Consider the following 14,472-nt stretch of genomic DNA (forward strand, 5'->3'; position numbering starts at 1 on the left):
GTTCTTTGATCAGTCCCAGAGCGAATACAACCTGCGTCGCCGCATCCTGACCGATGAAAACGGCCGCTATGCGGTGCGCAGCATCGTGCCGTGCGGCTACGGCTGCCCGCCGGATGGCCCAACCCAGAAGCTGCTCACCGCCCTGGGCCGTCACGGCAATCGCCCGGCGCATGTGCATTTCTTTGTGTCGGCGCCGGGGTACAAACACCTGACCACGCAGATCAACCTGAACGGGGATGAGTATCTGTGGGATGACTTTGCCTTTGCGACCCGTGCGGAGCTGATTGCGGATCCAGTGAAGATCACCGATGCCAGCGTGGCGCAGGCGCGCGATCTCAATGGGGAGCATACGGAGGTGAATTTTAGTTTTACGCTGGTTGAGACGAATGAAGGGGCCGAGGAACAGAAGATTAAGCGACTGCGTGTGAAGGAGTGATGGCAGTAGGCGCTGTGTGAGTAAAAGGCCGGGATCGCGATAAGCGGTCCCGGTTTTTTGTTATAAGGGATATCGACTATAACGGCGTAGAGATTTTTTGGTTTGATGGTCAGTTAAGTGCTGTGAGTTCAACAGGTCGATGCAACGCTATCCTTAATCAAGGGGGACGTTGCCATGAAACGAAGAACGCGGCGCGAGATTTCTTTCCCTGAAAAATGGCTAATTAGGGCATTCAGAACCCTCTATTTGTCGTGCATACACTATCAATCTCAAATGTCTGTCTTCATCCACAGTCAGTGACGTGAATTCGAAAGGCAAGGCCTGTTCCCCTATCAGCAAATGACGGACTCCATTGCATTTCGCGGGAACCTGATGTTGTCGCCACCAGCCTTTGAACTCTGGCGAGACATATTCCAGCTCATTTACCAATTCAGCTATATCCGTATTTTGGCTGGCGCGAGTGAAATCTCGTCGAAAGCTTGACAGCATTAGCGGCGCCTGTTCATTCCAGTCTACGATTCGTCTCTGAAGAGTGTTATCGGTGAAAAGTAGCCAAAGGAGGTTACGCTGCTCGGGTATATGACAGCCAAAATTAAATAACTCGTCGGCTAATGCATTAAAACCCAGGACGTCCCAGCGCAGATTAAGCACGAAAGCGGGATGCGGCAGATCATGCATCAGTCGTCTTACAAGTGGTGGTAGTACACACCAGGTTTTACCGGGTTCGGCCGGAGGGCGCTCATGTGCGAGCATAAACAGGTGTCGACGTTCAGCGGCATCCAGTTTCAGCACCCGCGCCAGATTATCCAGAAAGGTGGATGACACCCCAATATCCCGGCCCTGTTCAAGCCATGTGTACCAGGTGAGGCCAACACCCGCAAGTGCTGCGACTTCTTCACGCCGCAGGCCTGGCGTCCGGCGCCGGGTTCCGCTGGGAAGCCCTACGTCGACAGGTGACAGACGTTCCCGCTGCGCACGCAGGAAGGCCGCCAGATCAGTACGCGTTCGATTTAATGTCCGCATCGCTCATCTCGTTGCTTAAAGTAATAGTATAAAGTGTTAAATTGTAATCGTTTAACAAGACAGCGAGAATCGTCGCATATTCTTCTTGAATTGGATATGCAATATGAGTTCAACCTCCTGTTTTACCATTCCCTCCCAACGTCCCTCGCGTGGTGCGCCTCCCTGGGCTGGTTTGTCCGTGCTGCTCCTTGCGGGATTCGTTACCATCTTTGATCTGTTTGTCGTAAACGTCGCCATCCCCAGTATTCAGACCAGACTGGGAGCGAATTTTGCGCAGATTGGCCTTATCGTCGCCGGGTATGAACTCGCATTTGGCGTTATGTTGATTACTGGGGGGCGACTGGGGGACATGTTTGGTCGCCGTCGATTATTCATTACTGGTATGGCTGGCTTTACGCTGGCTTCAGCTTTCTGTGGCCTGGCGCCAGGCACCGGTTATCTTATTTGCGCCCGGGTTTTGCAGGGGCTGGCAGCGGCATTATTGTTCCCGCAGGTTTATGCCTCCATTCTTGTTAACTTTGAGGATAATGACAGGCGCAAAGCCTTTGGCTTGTTGGGGATGACACTGGGGCTGGCCGCTATTGCCGGTCAGGTGCTGGGCGGATGGCTGGTACACGTGGACTTGTTTGGTCTGAGCTGGCGCAGCATTTTTCTCATTAATTTGCCGATTGGCGCTTTAGCTATTCTCGCAGCACGATCAATTCCCGAATCCCGTGCCCCGCAGAGGCCGCTGCTGGACTGGCCAGGTGTGCTACTAGTCAGTTGCGGGCTGGTTCTGATTTTGGCTCCATTAATAGAAGGACCAGTGCAAGGCTGGCCTGACTGGAGCCGGTGGGCACCAGGTATAGGACTGGCTATACTGATACTCTTTTATCGACAACAAGAGAAACGTCGAATAGCAGGCAAATGGCCCCTGGTAGATATGAGCTTGATGGCGAATAGCCATTTCTCGCTGGGAACGATGCTGGTGTTATTAGTTTACTCTACCTCAAGTTCATTCTTTCTCTGCTTTGCCTTACTGATACAGACGGGGCTGGGTTTGGATTCCTTCCATGCAGGAAGTATCTTTGCTCCCTGTAGCGTAGGTTTTATGCTTGCCTCCCTGGCTGCACCGCGACTGGTTGCCAGATGGGGAACATATAGCCTTTTTATTGGCGCATTAACCTATGCGGTCTTCATTGCAATAATGATATTTCAGGTATGGATGTCAGGATCAGAACTGAAACCAGTGCAGTTAATTCCTGCACTTATTATGGTCGGTGCTGGCCAGGGTTATATTATGACGCCATTACTGAATCTTGTTTTGAGTTTTGTTGAAGAAGCGGAATCTGGCATGGCATCCGGGGTTATCTCGACGGTTCAGCAAATCGGGGCTGCTCTGGGCGTTGGCGTCGTTGGCATTCTGTTTAATGGTGCGCTTTCAAAAACGACTCACCTGCCACATGCCGGGCAGTATGCTTCTGCGTTTGTTGCCGGGATGCTGTACAACCTCGCTGCGTCGGCATTAATCTGCCTGTCGTTGCTGATTTTGAAAAAAACGCAACCGACAGAAAGTTGACCTAATTTCATCAGCGGCCTCTTGAGGCTGATAGAAACGGATTGAACTGTTAGGTATAAGCAAGGATGCATGATGTGCGCTTATCGCTCGCAGCAGTCCTGCAGGCGGACGATGACAACTAAAACGCTCATCCACCAAAATACCATCAGGCCCCCGCCATAAATGCATCACTAAAGCGTGCTCCTCGGGTCGATCACTTCATCCCTGGCGCACGCCGGGCCAGCCAGGCTCCCCAGAACAGGCTGGAAAAGAAGCGTACGAGATCCTCAAAGCCCGCGTCGCTAAGCAACGCAAAAACGGCATTTTCCGACAGAGGTGGCTCTGTGCCCTACAAAATGTTGTTCATTTTAGACCGGAGCTCTTCCGCCCCCGCGCCGTTCATTCGCCAGCGATTTGCCACCCCAGCTCCGGCTACATTCGCGCGAGCAAGTTCGTGGCAGACATCCTATCCGGCCAGGGCAATCCGGCTGTGTCGTGCGTATTCTCCTGCACGAGTAGCGTCGAATTTAGCGGCAGAATCTTGTGTCATGGCTTCTCCAGTCAAAAATTCTTATCCAGAGAAAGCGTGACATTCCTCTGTCGATAATCATAGAAATCGATATTGCTATCAACCCGCTTATAGGTGAAATTCAGTTTCGGCATCACCCCAAAGAAATAGAGGTCTCGATGCCAGAGCGAGAAGTTATAGATTTGTTCGTTATCTTTGCGCCGTGTCGAGAAGATATCACTGTCGGCCTGGTAATTGCGTCTGGCAATGGCCGTGGTGGCGGCAAAAGAGAGTTGCCAGGGCATATCAACCTGCACCCCACTGCGCAAACCTACCCGATGGTTAGATTCACTGCGAGTGAAGGTCTGCTGATCGAGCAGATCGAAGCCTGCAAATCCTGACACCCGGTTGCTGAAGGCATGGGACAGGGTTGTGGAAGAGTAACGATTTTGCCCGCGCAAGAATCGATAATCTTTATCATCATAATCCAGTTTCTGATATTCCAGCGCCTGACTTACCTGCCAGGTGGGCGTAAGTAAATAACTGTATTCGGCGCGGACGCCAGGGCCAGAAGAATACGCCTCGGTGCCATACCATCTTTTTTCATAAAAAGGCAACAGGGCAAATTGTTGCCGGAAATTACGCCATTGATATCCAGCATAAGCACGGGTGGTAATATCATCAAAATCATGATTATTCCAGTAACTCTTACCGTTTACCGTACCAAGAAATCGCAAGCCATGCTGATCGTAGAGTTGAACATCTTTTTGTAATGCGCCATTGAACCAGAAACCTTCTCCGCGCTGAGGGAAACTATCCTTATTACGAATAAACAGACGATCACCAACCCGAATGGTTTTACCAGATGAAGCATTATTCACATTGCTGTCATTCAGATAACTCACGCTGAATGAGCCCGTTAATGCGCTGCCTTTCTGAATGCGCTCAAGATATTGTGCAATGACCTGCTGAATATTCTCAGGCGGATTGCTTTGTAATACACGACGAAATTGATAATCAGCCGCGTCAAACTGACGATTTTCAAACATGGCACGCGCTAAATCCAGACGCACCGCAGCAAAATCAGGATGCCTACTCAGAATCGCACGATAGTGTTCAATCGCTTCTGCATAATGCCCCTGACTGCGTGCCAGACCGGCTTTTGCAAAATGAATCAGGGTAGAATCCGGATTTGGTGACGCCGCATAGACAGGTAAAATGGCACGAACCATCGGCCACTTTTCTTCACGAATGGCCTGATCGAGCAGCGCCATCGCCAGCTCTGGCTGTTCCGCCAGTTGAGCATTGGTAACATGCAGCGTCTTTTCGCCAGGCTCGGTGCGCTTGTCCGGCGTGGTCAGTCGTTCAAAGTGGGGAGCAGCAGGAATCGAGTCGGTTTCCGGCGGCGCAGCAAACGCAACGCTGAGCGGGCACAGCACACTCAGCGCGCCAGTACGCAAAATATTCATAGAAAGGCTTACCATCTGAAGGTCCGGTCAGTCAGGCTGACCGGAAAACGATTTATTGACGTGTCGCGCCAAAGGAAGCGTTTTTAGTCGTGTCTGCAAACTGCGCCAGACCGCCTAACTCTTCAGCCGTGGGACCGTTGAAATGTCCGGTGAACGTCCCCGCCTGCCCGCCGGATTGCGCATTACCGGTGAAACCACCGTTGGCAATGTTGCCCTGCATCGCAACTTCGCTACCAAAGGTATCATTTCCGGTAATAGTGCCGTTGATGGTTTTCGCCGCGAAATCAATGTTAAAGCGAGCATCACTCAGGGTGCTTTCACGCATACCGTGACCCACATAGGTCGCAGTTCCCTGGGTAGGCACGTTAGCCGCGAGCGTGGCATCCCCGGTGTAGAAGACGTCATGCTGACCTTTTTCAAATTGTGTCCAGGTACCGAACGTGGTGTAACTCATACGGCCACAGCACCATGACGTTGAGGAGACCGCGGAACGGTCGTCACGGGTGAGCCGCTGGGTTTGCACCAGGCCCGCAGAGATCCCGGTGCCGCGCATAACATATTCACGGCCCTCAGGGGTGGTGTAGGTCCAACCAGAAAGGGTACCGCCGGTGGTCAGGCTGACCGGTGCCGTGGCAGGGGTTTCCGGTGCGGTAACCGTATTGCCGTTATCCGTTTGCACAGGCGCAGTGGTTACCGGGGGCGTGCTATCGCCACCACCGCCACCACCACCGCCGCCACCACATGCAGTCAGCACAAAAGCGGTCAGTAATAAACCAGGTTTTAAGATCCCCATACGCTAAACGTCCTTGGTTGTGAATAAACTCGTAAGATTTGTAACATAATTTTTGCGAATAAATTTACGTCAAAACATTAAGTATCTCTAATGAATAGTTCTTATTTCTGTTAATTCTAAGATTAATCTTAACAATAACTTACACAACGTTGCGCCTGTGGATCAGTTAACCGGCGTTAATTTAACTTAAGGCGATTAATTAGCGCTTTTTCACGCGCTTTCTATTATGTGCCCTTATTCATCCTCTCATGCTTGTTACATATAATTTAACTTAGGTGTTTGCGTTTTTTTCAACATTAGCTACTGAATCTCCTGTTTGTATGATAGAAAATCGGGTTGCGTTGCATCACGACGTATCGATGTTGTGTCAGCGCAGGCATCACGTCTCGCTGGCTGAAAGCTCTGAGAAGTCATTGCGTCAGAATTTTTCTGCAAGGGGAATAACTGGCATTCAGAGACCAGCTTATGTACAGAAGTGAACAAAAGATCCAAATCGATATTATCGTTGGCGAAGCCGTGATGCCGTTGCTCAACGAAGGTTTAACCACAAAATGTCATTTTTGATATAAAACCAATGTCCGCTTATCGCTCGCGGCGGACCATCAACCCAGTAAACTCGTCCGCTCAGTGCCAACAGCGGACGTTGTGCTAATCATTAACAAAGTGGTCGGGCTGGGGAATACGTTTAGCCAGTTTCTTTTGTAGTGCCATGACCATCAGGGGAAACCCAGTCGCAGCTAATGCACAGAGTGCAAGTAATCGGTCTAAGTTCTGTGCTGTTATGCTGTGGTCAGGCAGTAATAAAGACGACAAAAAGAATGCAAGAGTTGTTATCAGGGACATTATCGCAGCCTGTAACGAAGAAAAACTGGCGCGCTGTTCATCCGCTGGATACTGGATCGTAACCGAAGATGATGAAACCAGCCGACTATACGAAGCCCCCAGAAATAAAGTAATAAAGAGAACCGCGCTGTGATAGCCCATAGCAGGGATCAGTAAACTGACTAAAAAAAGTAACGTTGAGATTGTCGCCAGCATCAGAGCGGAAAAGCGTGATGTCAGAACTCCTGTTATTTTTGTAGAGAGATAGCCTGCAATCCCTCCGCTTAAGAACAGCAATGGCAGCTGGTCTTGTTGTGCACACAAATGATGGATCATCAATGGGGTCAAAATGGGAATGATCAGCATTGGGCTAAACTGTACCAGTGCATTACAAGAGGCAAAAAGCAGGGTTTGAGCATCAATAGTTAGCTTGTTCTTAGCGGGTGATTGAGCTGCATCCCTGGGAATAAAAAGGGCTATAAGCGGTAAAGACAGCAGACACAGAAAACTGATTGACCACAGTGAAATATGCCAGCCATAGTGTGTGCAAAGAAATAATATTGATGGCATACCAACGATGCTTACTATCGAAAATGACGCAATTACCGTGGCCAGCATTTTCCCACGCATGTTAACAGGGGAGTCGTTTATCAAGATACTCATCCCCACCCCCCATCGTTGTACCGCCAACCAATCCTGCGCAAAATCGTAGAGCCAATAGGGTGTCAAAATTTGTTGTAAATGTAGACGCAAACGTCAGTGCTCCCAGCAGCAGCATGTTCTGCATTAAGAATCGCTTCTTATCAAATCGGTCTATCCAATAAAAAGCAGCAACACCGGAAAGAACTGCACCTAATGTGTACATGCCGGAGACATATCCAGAAAATGAAACCGGAACAGAAAACGCTTCTGCCATAAAGGAAAAAACAGGCGTTAATGCCATGTATTCCAACGCATTAGTAAACTGGATAAAGGCAATGATGATGGCTATCCGCATGAGTGTTTTGTGATTAAACATCTGAGTAACCTGTGGCATAACAAGCAGCCTATAAGAAATGGATGCTAAAAGTTTATCGGGTATCAATAACCCGCATAAGATGGTAAAAATGGCGAGTATTGTTATCAAATGTGGGATTTGCTATGCGTCCGGCTCTCGACTTTACTACCCTGAAAGTGTTCATCGCCGTGGTTGACAGAGAAAGTTTCGTTGGGGCATCCAGAGCGCTTGAAATGCCGACATCAAACGTAAGCCGTTGTATTTCTCAGTTAGAAGAAAAACTGAACCTTCAGCTTATCGAACGCAGCACACGCCATATGAAGCTCACCCAAGCGGGACAGCTACTCTATGCGCGAGCAAAACCACTGCTTGAAGCACTTGAACAAACTGAGTCTGAATTGACCCAAGGACAGGTTCAACTCAAAGGCCCATTACGGATCTGTATTCCCAATGAAATAGGACCAGCATTGCTGGGTTCTGTTATTGCCGATTTCGCGTGTCAGTATCCGGATGTGGAGATCAGCTGTGTCACAAATTTGTCAGGCTTCGAATCTCTTCGCGATGATCTTGATTTAGCAATCATTGTTAGCCGTGGTCAGATGGATGACAGTGACTACATCACCCGTCATCTGGTTACTATCCCTTGCACCATTGTTGCAGCGCCCTCCATCATTCAGCGTTATGGAACCCCTTCTCATATCCAGCAGTTTGAAGAATTACCCTGTATTACAACGGTAAGTGCACTGAAAGGGGCACCATGGCAATTTGTCAGTGGAAAAGGCAGGTTCGAGACAATTGCAGTAAAAGGGCATTATCGGGTAAACAGCGGAGAGATGGCTGGACGGGCTGCTGTATCAGGTGTTGGTTTTGCCATTCTTTCGAAACAAGCCTGCCAGCCCTATATCAATGATGGGCGACTCATCGAGATTACGTTTGAACAATCGGCGGCCCCATTGCACTTATTCGCGCTTTATTCCAATCGACGCTACTTACCCGCAAAAACAAGAGCACTTATTGATTTTATGCATCAGAAGTTGAGCCATCTACCCTTGGTAACATAAGAGCGTATTGAACAGCCACAACATACTGAACGTCGGGTCTTAGCTCAATGCAGTCCCTCAGCCAGAAGCTGACGTTGCAGGCTTAAGTCTGTGTTAATCAACGGGGAGCAGGTCAATGGCCCTGCGAGAATAATTACGCGCAGGAATAGCACTGGCATAACCACCTGTTCTTATGCCAAATCAAACATCATCCGGTGATTGAATGTTTTACTGCATATTCTTCTTTGCAGATAGGAGTGTAAGGATGATTGATCACACCGGATTCAGCGTAACCAATCTTGAAGACAGTAAACTGTTTTACACACGTGTTCTGGCAAGCCTTGGCCATATTGCCCGGCTTGAAATACCGGATAAAGCGGTAGGTTTTGGTCCTGCCAGACCCGATGAAGGGTCAGATCCGGGAGGCGCGTTCTGGATCGCACAGGGCACGCCCGCCACGCCCCGGATGCATCTCGCCTTCAGTGCAAAAAACAAAGAGGAAGTGGACGCATTCCACTCTACCGCCCTCCGGGTAGGTGGAAAAGATAATGGTGCACCGGGGTACCGGCCTCAGTATCACCCCGGATATTACGCCGCGTTTATCCTTGATCCTGATGGGTACAATATTGAGGCTGTTTACCACGAGACACGATAATGACTTGCGGCGCGGAAGTGTCTGAATTACCAGTGGCTATGCATCTTTTATAAAATAAATTTTCTATTTAGCTGTGAATAAAGAGTGTAAGCCAATTGATGAATTTGACATTACTGCACCACGATCAGGAAAGCCTTACATCATTTACTGTACTTCTGCTTCAGACATACGGCTCGGTTGGCTGACCGTCTCGTGCCATTAGCTGACGCGATTAACCCATCTGCCCTTTGATCAATAGGATTCTGGTCAGGTCAGATTGCAGCATGTGTTACTTCAAAAATAAGTGTGTATTGAGGAAGGATATAGCTTCTTATTCAACTTATTTTTCCATATTTGTTATATGACGGCAGGGAATTTATATGGCATAAGAGCATTAAACGAACATCAAAAGGAATGACGTTATGTCGCTTTATGACCTTAGAACCGAAGCACATGCATTACCTGAGGCCTGGCACTCTCATGTATTAGGCCGCATTGGTACAGTGAATCTCAAAGTTTTACGAATGGATGAACGATCGGTAATTGAAGAGGTACATGAGTATGACGAGGGGTTACTGGTTATTGATGGACGTCTGGAGCTTAGTGTAAAAGGAAAAAAAATATCTGTAACGTCTGGCCAGCTTTATGTAGCCAAAGCTGGCATTTCTCATACTGTTGAAACAGGCAGCTTTGGCGTACTGGTTATCATAGATTTACCAGAAACGGAAATTGCCTAACGATAGTATGTCCGCTCCTCGCTCACAGCGGATCATCAACCCAGTAAACTCGTCCGCTCAGTGCCATAAGCGGAAGTTGCCAGTTTCAGCTTATGTTTACAAACGGAGAGCGGATTAAAGCCGGGGGTGCTTCGCTTGCCCGGCCTACAACCCCCCTCAACGGGTAAATATGTCGACAGGGCTTACCACTTCATCTCGCCGGTATTGACCTTCGCGCTCAGTTCGAGCGAACTCTCATCCGCCAGACCCGGGTACGCCGCTTTCATTGCGTCAATAACCGCGGTCGACCCCTTCTGGCTGGCCAGCGTCTGCTCAAATTTTTGCAGATAAGTGTGGGTGAAGGTGATGGCCGCGTCGTTTTCCGGGCGCGCACCCAGGTAGTGACCGGGAATAACCTGCTGCGGTTTCAGAGACTGCATTTCGCCAAGCACCGTCATCCAACCCTGACGGACCGCTGGGGTTTGCGTATCAGCGGTCCAGACATGAATGCCGGAGGCAATCCCCGTTCCGCCGAGAATCGCCTTGTTCGCCGGGATCCAGACATACGCGGCATATTCACCGGCGTGTTTTAACTCCAGCGCTTCGCCGTCGACGGTAAAGCGGGTGGCGTTTGTCGCCTGTGGCACGATGATTTTTGTCGGTGCGCCGTCCTTCATCTGCGGGCCCCAGAACGCCAGCTTGGCGTCTTTGGTGGCCTTGATATGATCAACTACGGCCGGAGATGCCACCACATTTACCTGCGGGAACGCGGCCACCAGGGGCTCAAGCCCGAAATAGAAATCCGGATCGCCAGAGGTGATCACAATCTCTTTCAGGGTTTTGCCACCGGCTTTGATCATCTTCACCAGCTGCTCGCCATCTTTAACGCTGAACTGGGCATCAAACAACACCGCTTCAGTCGGGCCGGAGACAAGGGTGGACGAGACCGGGAAAATGCCTTTTTCCTGTGGGTTATAGACCTCAAGGTGCAGCGGGGCGGCGAATACGGGCGCAGCGGCCAGCGTTAATACCAGCGAGAGGGATTTCATGTTCATGGTGATCCTTAGTGGTTTATTCGGGTGAGTTGCGGTTTAACCAGCGCGAAAAAGGCATCGGGTTCACCGTAATAACGTCCGACAGGCAGCAGCGTGCTGTTCCCGTCGGTGTCGATAATCGCAGCCGTGGGGAACCCCTGGCCTTTGACCATTGCCATGAGCATCCGCGCATGCTGAATGCTCTCCAGCGTTTCATTTTCCTGAATTTGTCCGAGCCTGATGTCAGGCCCCGCCGTCTGATCCAGAATCTGATTCACCACCTCGGGATGGGTGATGTTTTTCCCGTCCTGGTACCAGGCCCGCTGGATGGCGTTGAGAAAGTGCAGATCGGCGCCGGGCAGGGCAAACCGCTGTGCTGCCAGTAGTCCGCGCGTGGTCGGCAGGGAGTCGAGGACAAGCTGGCTGTCGGCCAGCAGCGTGTGGCGATAGTCCGCACCAAACGTCATGCCGGTTAAGGCGGCGATACGGGCATCATGCTCGTTAACGTGTGCCAGCCAGCTGGCGTCCAGCTGTCGGCGATGGGAACCAATAAAAAGCCCGCCCGGCAAGATATGCTGCGCAGAAAAATCCTCGGCGATGCGGTTAAGCAGCGGCAGAGCGCCATAGCTCCAGCCACACAGGGGATCGATAATCCAGTAAAGCCCGGCCTCAAATGCCATGACGATGTTCTCCGTTTTGGGGGTGAGGACATTCTACGGATTTGTATGTCTGATAGAATTCCTGAAACAATACATGCTGAGTTTCGTAAAACGATCAGATGGAGAGGCAATGGACAGGATCATAGCGGCAATCACCTATAACCGTATCTGCGAACTCGGCAGCCTGAGTGCGGCTGCCCGTTCGCTGGGCATATCTCGCCCGATGGTCAGCCGCTATCTCGATGAGATGGAAAAGTGGGCAGGGGCGCGACTGATCCACCGCTCAACCCGGCGGCTCACCATCACCCCTGCGGGAGAGAAAACGCTGGAGAAAACCCGGCAACTGGCCCTGCTATCTCAGGGCATTGAAGGGGATACAACCAGAATGACGCCGTCGGGTACGTTACGGATCGCCTGTGCCCATTTTACGGCGACGCACCTGCTGGGGCCGGTGATCCCGCCTTTCCTCGCCCTTTATCCCGCGTTGCGCATTGAGGTTGATATCAATAACCACCCGGTCAGCCTGGTGGGGGAGCGCATCGATCTGGCTATCCGGATCACCAATGAACCGGAACCGGGTGCTATCGCTCGTTATCTGGGAACATGCCAGTCCGTGTTATGCGCCTCGCCAGCGTACCTTGAGCGGGCGGGGGTGCCGACCACGCCTGAGGATCTCGCCCAGCATAATTGTCTGCACTACAGCCGTTTTTCCGGGCAGTCATGGTCTTTTCGCGATCGGGAGAAAGGGGGAATGTCGGTGGCGGTGAACGGTAATTTCAGTGCCGGGATCTCGTCACTGTTGTGCGATATGGCCGCCGCAGGTGTCGGCCTGGCGATGGTGCCAGCCATCGAGGCGCGAAGCGGGCTGGAAAGCGGTTGTCTGGTACGGGTATTACCGCAACTGGAGCCGCAGCCGCTGGGTATTTACGGGCTTTATCAGTCCCGCGATCATCAGCATGCGGCGCTCAGTCTGTTTCTCGACGCCATCAAACAGCATCTGATGCAATCGTAAGCCGGAGCATTATGAATTTGCCGAATAATACATCCTGTAGATTATGAATAATCAACGCTCTTGATTGTTTTGTATACAACTGAAAATAGCCATATTAAAATTGTGACTTCCTTAACTCAAATGGAGATTGTGGTTATGGCTATTCCGGCTTACTTATGGCTAAAAGACGATGGCGGTGCTGACATTACCGGTTCTGTCGATGTACTGGATCGCGAGGGCAGCATTGAGATTCATAGTTTCGCGCATGGGCTACATTTACCCACTGACAATATGACGGGTAAAATTACAGGTACTCGCGTACATAGTGCGTTAACGTTTGAAAAAGAATTCGATTCATCAAGCCCTTACCTTTACAAGGCTGTGGCGAAAGGTCAGACGCTAAAGAGCGCCGAATTTAAGTGGTATCACATCAACGATGCGGGGCAGGAGGTTGAATACTTCAACATGCTGCTGGAAGGCGTCAAAGTCGTCTCAGTCTGCCCTCTGATGCATAACTGCAAAAATTCCAGCACCGAAAAGCATAATCATCTCGAAGCTATTTCACTACGTTATGAAAAAATCACCTGGAAACACTGTGACGGAAATATCATGTTCACTGATGCGTGGAACGAACGATGATCCATTGTACCTTCCGGCTGAACGGGAATGCTTTGTCTAATCTGAGTTGCCCGGGTATCGGTTTTTTCCCCGCTTATTCAGGTAATACAGGGCATCACCGAAATAACCCTGATTCTGTCGCAGTAAAGAATATTGGCCCACTTCCGCCTGGGAAATATTACATTGTTGATCGGCCCCGAAGCTTAAGCACCCGTGTAAGAGATGTTTTCGCGACGAAATACACAGGTTCAGATCACTCGATATGGTTTGCCCTATACCGGGTCGATGGCCTTGTTGACGACCACACTTTTATTGAGCAAGTTGAAAGGGGAAACTTCAGACTTCACCCGGCGGGTTACGAAGGGGTTAGTAACGGCTGCATTACGCTGCCTTCTCCTTCTCATTTTGCGATACTGCGGGAGGCGCTCCTGAGGACCCCTTCAATAAGGGTATCTGCTTCACTTAATGCTTACGGCACTATTCAGGTGTACTAATAATGACGCCAGCGAAACAAGCGGGTTTATGGTTCATTCAGTTTTTGTCATTTCTCCTGATTTTTTCAGTATTTTATCTGCTCTTGCCCGAGGTATATCTGTTTCAACTTTTTAGCGATTGGGTAGGTTTTATTACTGAGCAGAGCTGGAATGATGTATTCATGTTAACCGTTCTCTGCACCTCAGTAATCATCAACATGTTGCTGATTTTCGTTGTCGGAAAAATGAGAAACAGGCAACTATAACCACCATAAGCCCGGTCTTACGGGAGTTACCCCATACTGCCGGGCTATTCTAATCGTCTGTTATTTGCATACTTTCTGAAAAAGGGGATTAAGGACTTGAGCAGAACGGCCGATTATATCCAAAAAAAGACCGCCGAAGCGGTCGTTACGTTTGCAACCCCAGCCGGGCATTACTTGCCGATCTCTTTGCGCACTAACGCCGGATAGGAATGCTCGGTCTCTTTTCCGGTACGGATGTTCAGGATCGTGTAACGCGCATCAGGGAAGGTGCCGGCTTTCTTTACCACCATCATCGATTCACCCTGTTGATTGCGGAACATTTTTCCGGAAGGGTATTTCGGCGCATCTGGATTCTGGCATGGGCATTGTGGATCACAGTGACTCATTATTTCCCCGTTAAGGCTTTGTCAGCCAGCAATTGAAGGGATCATCATAAGCACGGGCTTATGTCGGTGT

Annotated in this window: 13 protein-coding genes and 2 pseudogenes; 8 read left to right on the forward strand and 7 right to left on the reverse strand. The window is 50.2% G+C overall.

The annotated features are described in order from the left end of the window. Positions 1 to 436, forward strand: a pseudogene (locus ACRDD5_RS17055) (catechol 1,2-dioxygenase); the annotation flags it as partial. 219 nt (positions 437 to 655) lie between these two features. On the opposite strand, the gene ACRDD5_RS17060 reads toward ACRDD5_RS17055, so the two are convergent. Further along, complete coding sequence (locus ACRDD5_RS17060; protein WP_271284063.1) at positions 656 to 1,459, reverse strand: helix-turn-helix transcriptional regulator; 804 nt, start codon at positions 1,457 to 1,459, stop codon at positions 656 to 658. Positions 1,460 to 1,562: 103 nt separating this feature from the next. Between ACRDD5_RS17060 and ACRDD5_RS17065 the strand changes: the two genes are divergently transcribed. Beyond that, positions 1,563 to 3,017 (forward strand): MFS transporter, encoded by a 1,455-nt coding sequence (locus tag ACRDD5_RS17065; protein ID WP_438677441.1) that lies wholly within the window; start codon positions 1,563 to 1,565, stop codon positions 3,015 to 3,017. 540 nt (positions 3,018 to 3,557) lie between these two features. Here ACRDD5_RS17065 and ACRDD5_RS17070 read toward each other — a convergent pair. The 3 genes and pseudogenes from ACRDD5_RS17070 to ACRDD5_RS17080 form a co-directional block, all read right to left on the reverse strand. Continuing rightward, positions 3,558 to 4,973: a surface lipoprotein assembly modifier gene (locus ACRDD5_RS17070; protein WP_438677442.1), complete on the reverse strand. Its 1,416-nt coding sequence runs from the start codon at positions 4,971 to 4,973 to the stop codon at positions 3,558 to 3,560. A 52-nt stretch (positions 4,974 to 5,025) separates the two neighbouring features. Continuing rightward, positions 5,026 to 5,766 carry a Slam-dependent surface lipoprotein gene (locus ACRDD5_RS17075; RefSeq protein ID WP_438677443.1) on the reverse strand — a complete coding sequence of 247 codons (741 nt, stop codon included), beginning with the start codon at positions 5,764 to 5,766 and terminating at the stop codon, positions 5,026 to 5,028. 648 nt (positions 5,767 to 6,414) lie between these two features. Beyond that, positions 6,415 to 7,624 (reverse strand): annotated as a pseudogene (locus ACRDD5_RS17080) (MFS transporter). 104 nt (positions 7,625 to 7,728) lie between these two features. Between ACRDD5_RS17080 and ACRDD5_RS17085 the strand changes: the two are divergent. From ACRDD5_RS17085 to ACRDD5_RS17095, 3 genes are all read left to right on the forward strand, one after another. Beyond that, positions 7,729 to 8,646 carry a LysR family transcriptional regulator gene (locus ACRDD5_RS17085; RefSeq protein WP_438677444.1) on the forward strand — a complete coding sequence of 306 codons (918 nt, stop codon included), beginning with the start codon at positions 7,729 to 7,731 and terminating at the stop codon, positions 8,644 to 8,646. Positions 8,647 to 8,890: 244 nt separating this feature from the next. Further along, on the forward strand, positions 8,891 to 9,280 hold the full coding sequence (locus ACRDD5_RS17090; protein ID WP_271284070.1) for a VOC family protein: 390 nt from the start codon (positions 8,891 to 8,893) through the stop codon (positions 9,278 to 9,280). A gap of 401 nt (positions 9,281 to 9,681) precedes the next feature. After that, positions 9,682 to 9,996, forward strand: a complete 315-nt coding sequence (locus ACRDD5_RS17095; RefSeq protein ID WP_271284071.1) for a cupin domain-containing protein — start codon at positions 9,682 to 9,684, stop codon at positions 9,994 to 9,996. 182 nt (positions 9,997 to 10,178) lie between these two features. On the opposite strand, the gene ACRDD5_RS17100 is transcribed toward ACRDD5_RS17095, so the two are convergent. Together ACRDD5_RS17100 and ACRDD5_RS17105 are read right to left on the reverse strand one after the other, a co-directional pair. Next, positions 10,179 to 11,030 (reverse strand): Vmh family MBL fold metallo-hydrolase, encoded by an 852-nt coding sequence (locus tag ACRDD5_RS17100; RefSeq protein ID WP_438677445.1) that lies wholly within the window; start codon positions 11,028 to 11,030, stop codon positions 10,179 to 10,181. Positions 11,031 to 11,038: 8 nt separating this feature from the next. After that, entirely contained in the window at positions 11,039 to 11,689 is a 651-nt protein-coding gene (locus tag ACRDD5_RS17105) for a DsbA family protein (protein WP_438677446.1), read from the reverse strand. A gap of 109 nt (positions 11,690 to 11,798) precedes the next feature. Here ACRDD5_RS17105 and ACRDD5_RS17110 point away from each other — a divergent pair, with 109 nt between their 5' ends. From ACRDD5_RS17110 to ACRDD5_RS17120, 3 genes are all read left to right on the forward strand, one after another. Then, on the forward strand, positions 11,799 to 12,680 hold the full coding sequence (locus tag ACRDD5_RS17110; protein WP_438677447.1) for a LysR family transcriptional regulator: 882 nt from the start codon (positions 11,799 to 11,801) through the stop codon (positions 12,678 to 12,680). Between the two features lie 135 nt (positions 12,681 to 12,815). Then, positions 12,816 to 13,298, forward strand: coding sequence for an Hcp family type VI secretion system effector (locus ACRDD5_RS17115; protein ID WP_271284075.1), 483 nt, complete (start codon positions 12,816 to 12,818; stop codon positions 13,296 to 13,298). Further along, entirely contained in the window at positions 13,295 to 13,771 is a 477-nt protein-coding gene (locus ACRDD5_RS17120) for a DUF2778 domain-containing protein (RefSeq protein ID WP_438677448.1), read from the forward strand. The genes ACRDD5_RS17115 and ACRDD5_RS17120 overlap by 4 nt, the downstream gene beginning before the upstream one ends. 415 nt (positions 13,772 to 14,186) lie before the next feature. On the opposite strand, the gene ACRDD5_RS17125 is transcribed toward ACRDD5_RS17120, so the two are convergent. After that, a complete protein-coding gene (locus ACRDD5_RS17125; RefSeq protein ID WP_271284077.1) occupies positions 14,187 to 14,336 on the reverse strand; it encodes a hypothetical protein in 150 nt (49 codons plus the stop codon). Positions 14,337 to 14,472 lie beyond the last annotated feature (136 nt).

This window comes from Silvania sp., from assembly GCF_051656365.1.
Taxonomy (GTDB): Bacteria; Pseudomonadota; Gammaproteobacteria; order Enterobacterales; family Enterobacteriaceae; genus Enterobacter; species Enterobacter hatchlandensis.

Bases quoted from the DNA above. Each gene is read 5' to 3' on its own strand.
- ACRDD5_RS17120 (WP_438677448.1), top strand. From the start codon at position 13,295: ATGATCCATTGTACCTTCCGGCTGAACGGGAATGCTTTGTCTAATCTG.
- ACRDD5_RS17085 (WP_438677444.1), top strand. From the start codon at position 7,729: ATGCGTCCGGCTCTCGACTTTACTACCCTGAAAGTGTTCATCGCCGTG.
- ACRDD5_RS17100 (WP_438677445.1), bottom strand. From the start codon at position 11,030: ATGAACATGAAATCCCTCTCGCTGGTATTAACGCTGGCCGCTGCGCCC.
- ACRDD5_RS17095 (WP_271284071.1), top strand. From the start codon at position 9,682: ATGTCGCTTTATGACCTTAGAACCGAAGCACATGCATTACCTGAGGCC.
- ACRDD5_RS17065 (WP_438677441.1), top strand. From the start codon at position 1,563: ATGAGTTCAACCTCCTGTTTTACCATTCCCTCCCAACGTCCCTCGCGT.
- ACRDD5_RS17075 (WP_438677443.1), bottom strand. From the start codon at position 5,766: ATGGGGATCTTAAAACCTGGTTTATTACTGACCGCTTTTGTGCTGACT.
- ACRDD5_RS17125 (WP_271284077.1), bottom strand. From the start codon at position 14,336: ATGTTCCGCAATCAACAGGGTGAATCGATGATGGTGGTAAAGAAAGCC.
- ACRDD5_RS17105 (WP_438677446.1), bottom strand. From the start codon at position 11,689: ATGGCATTTGAGGCCGGGCTTTACTGGATTATCGATCCCCTGTGTGGC.
- ACRDD5_RS17060 (WP_271284063.1), bottom strand. From the start codon at position 1,459: ATGCGGACATTAAATCGAACGCGTACTGATCTGGCGGCCTTCCTGCGT.
- ACRDD5_RS17070 (WP_438677442.1), bottom strand. From the start codon at position 4,973: ATGAATATTTTGCGTACTGGCGCGCTGAGTGTGCTGTGCCCGCTCAGC.
- ACRDD5_RS17115 (WP_271284075.1), top strand. From the start codon at position 12,816: ATGGCTATTCCGGCTTACTTATGGCTAAAAGACGATGGCGGTGCTGAC.
- ACRDD5_RS17090 (WP_271284070.1), top strand. From the start codon at position 8,891: ATGATTGATCACACCGGATTCAGCGTAACCAATCTTGAAGACAGTAAA.
- ACRDD5_RS17110 (WP_438677447.1), top strand. From the start codon at position 11,799: ATGGACAGGATCATAGCGGCAATCACCTATAACCGTATCTGCGAACTC.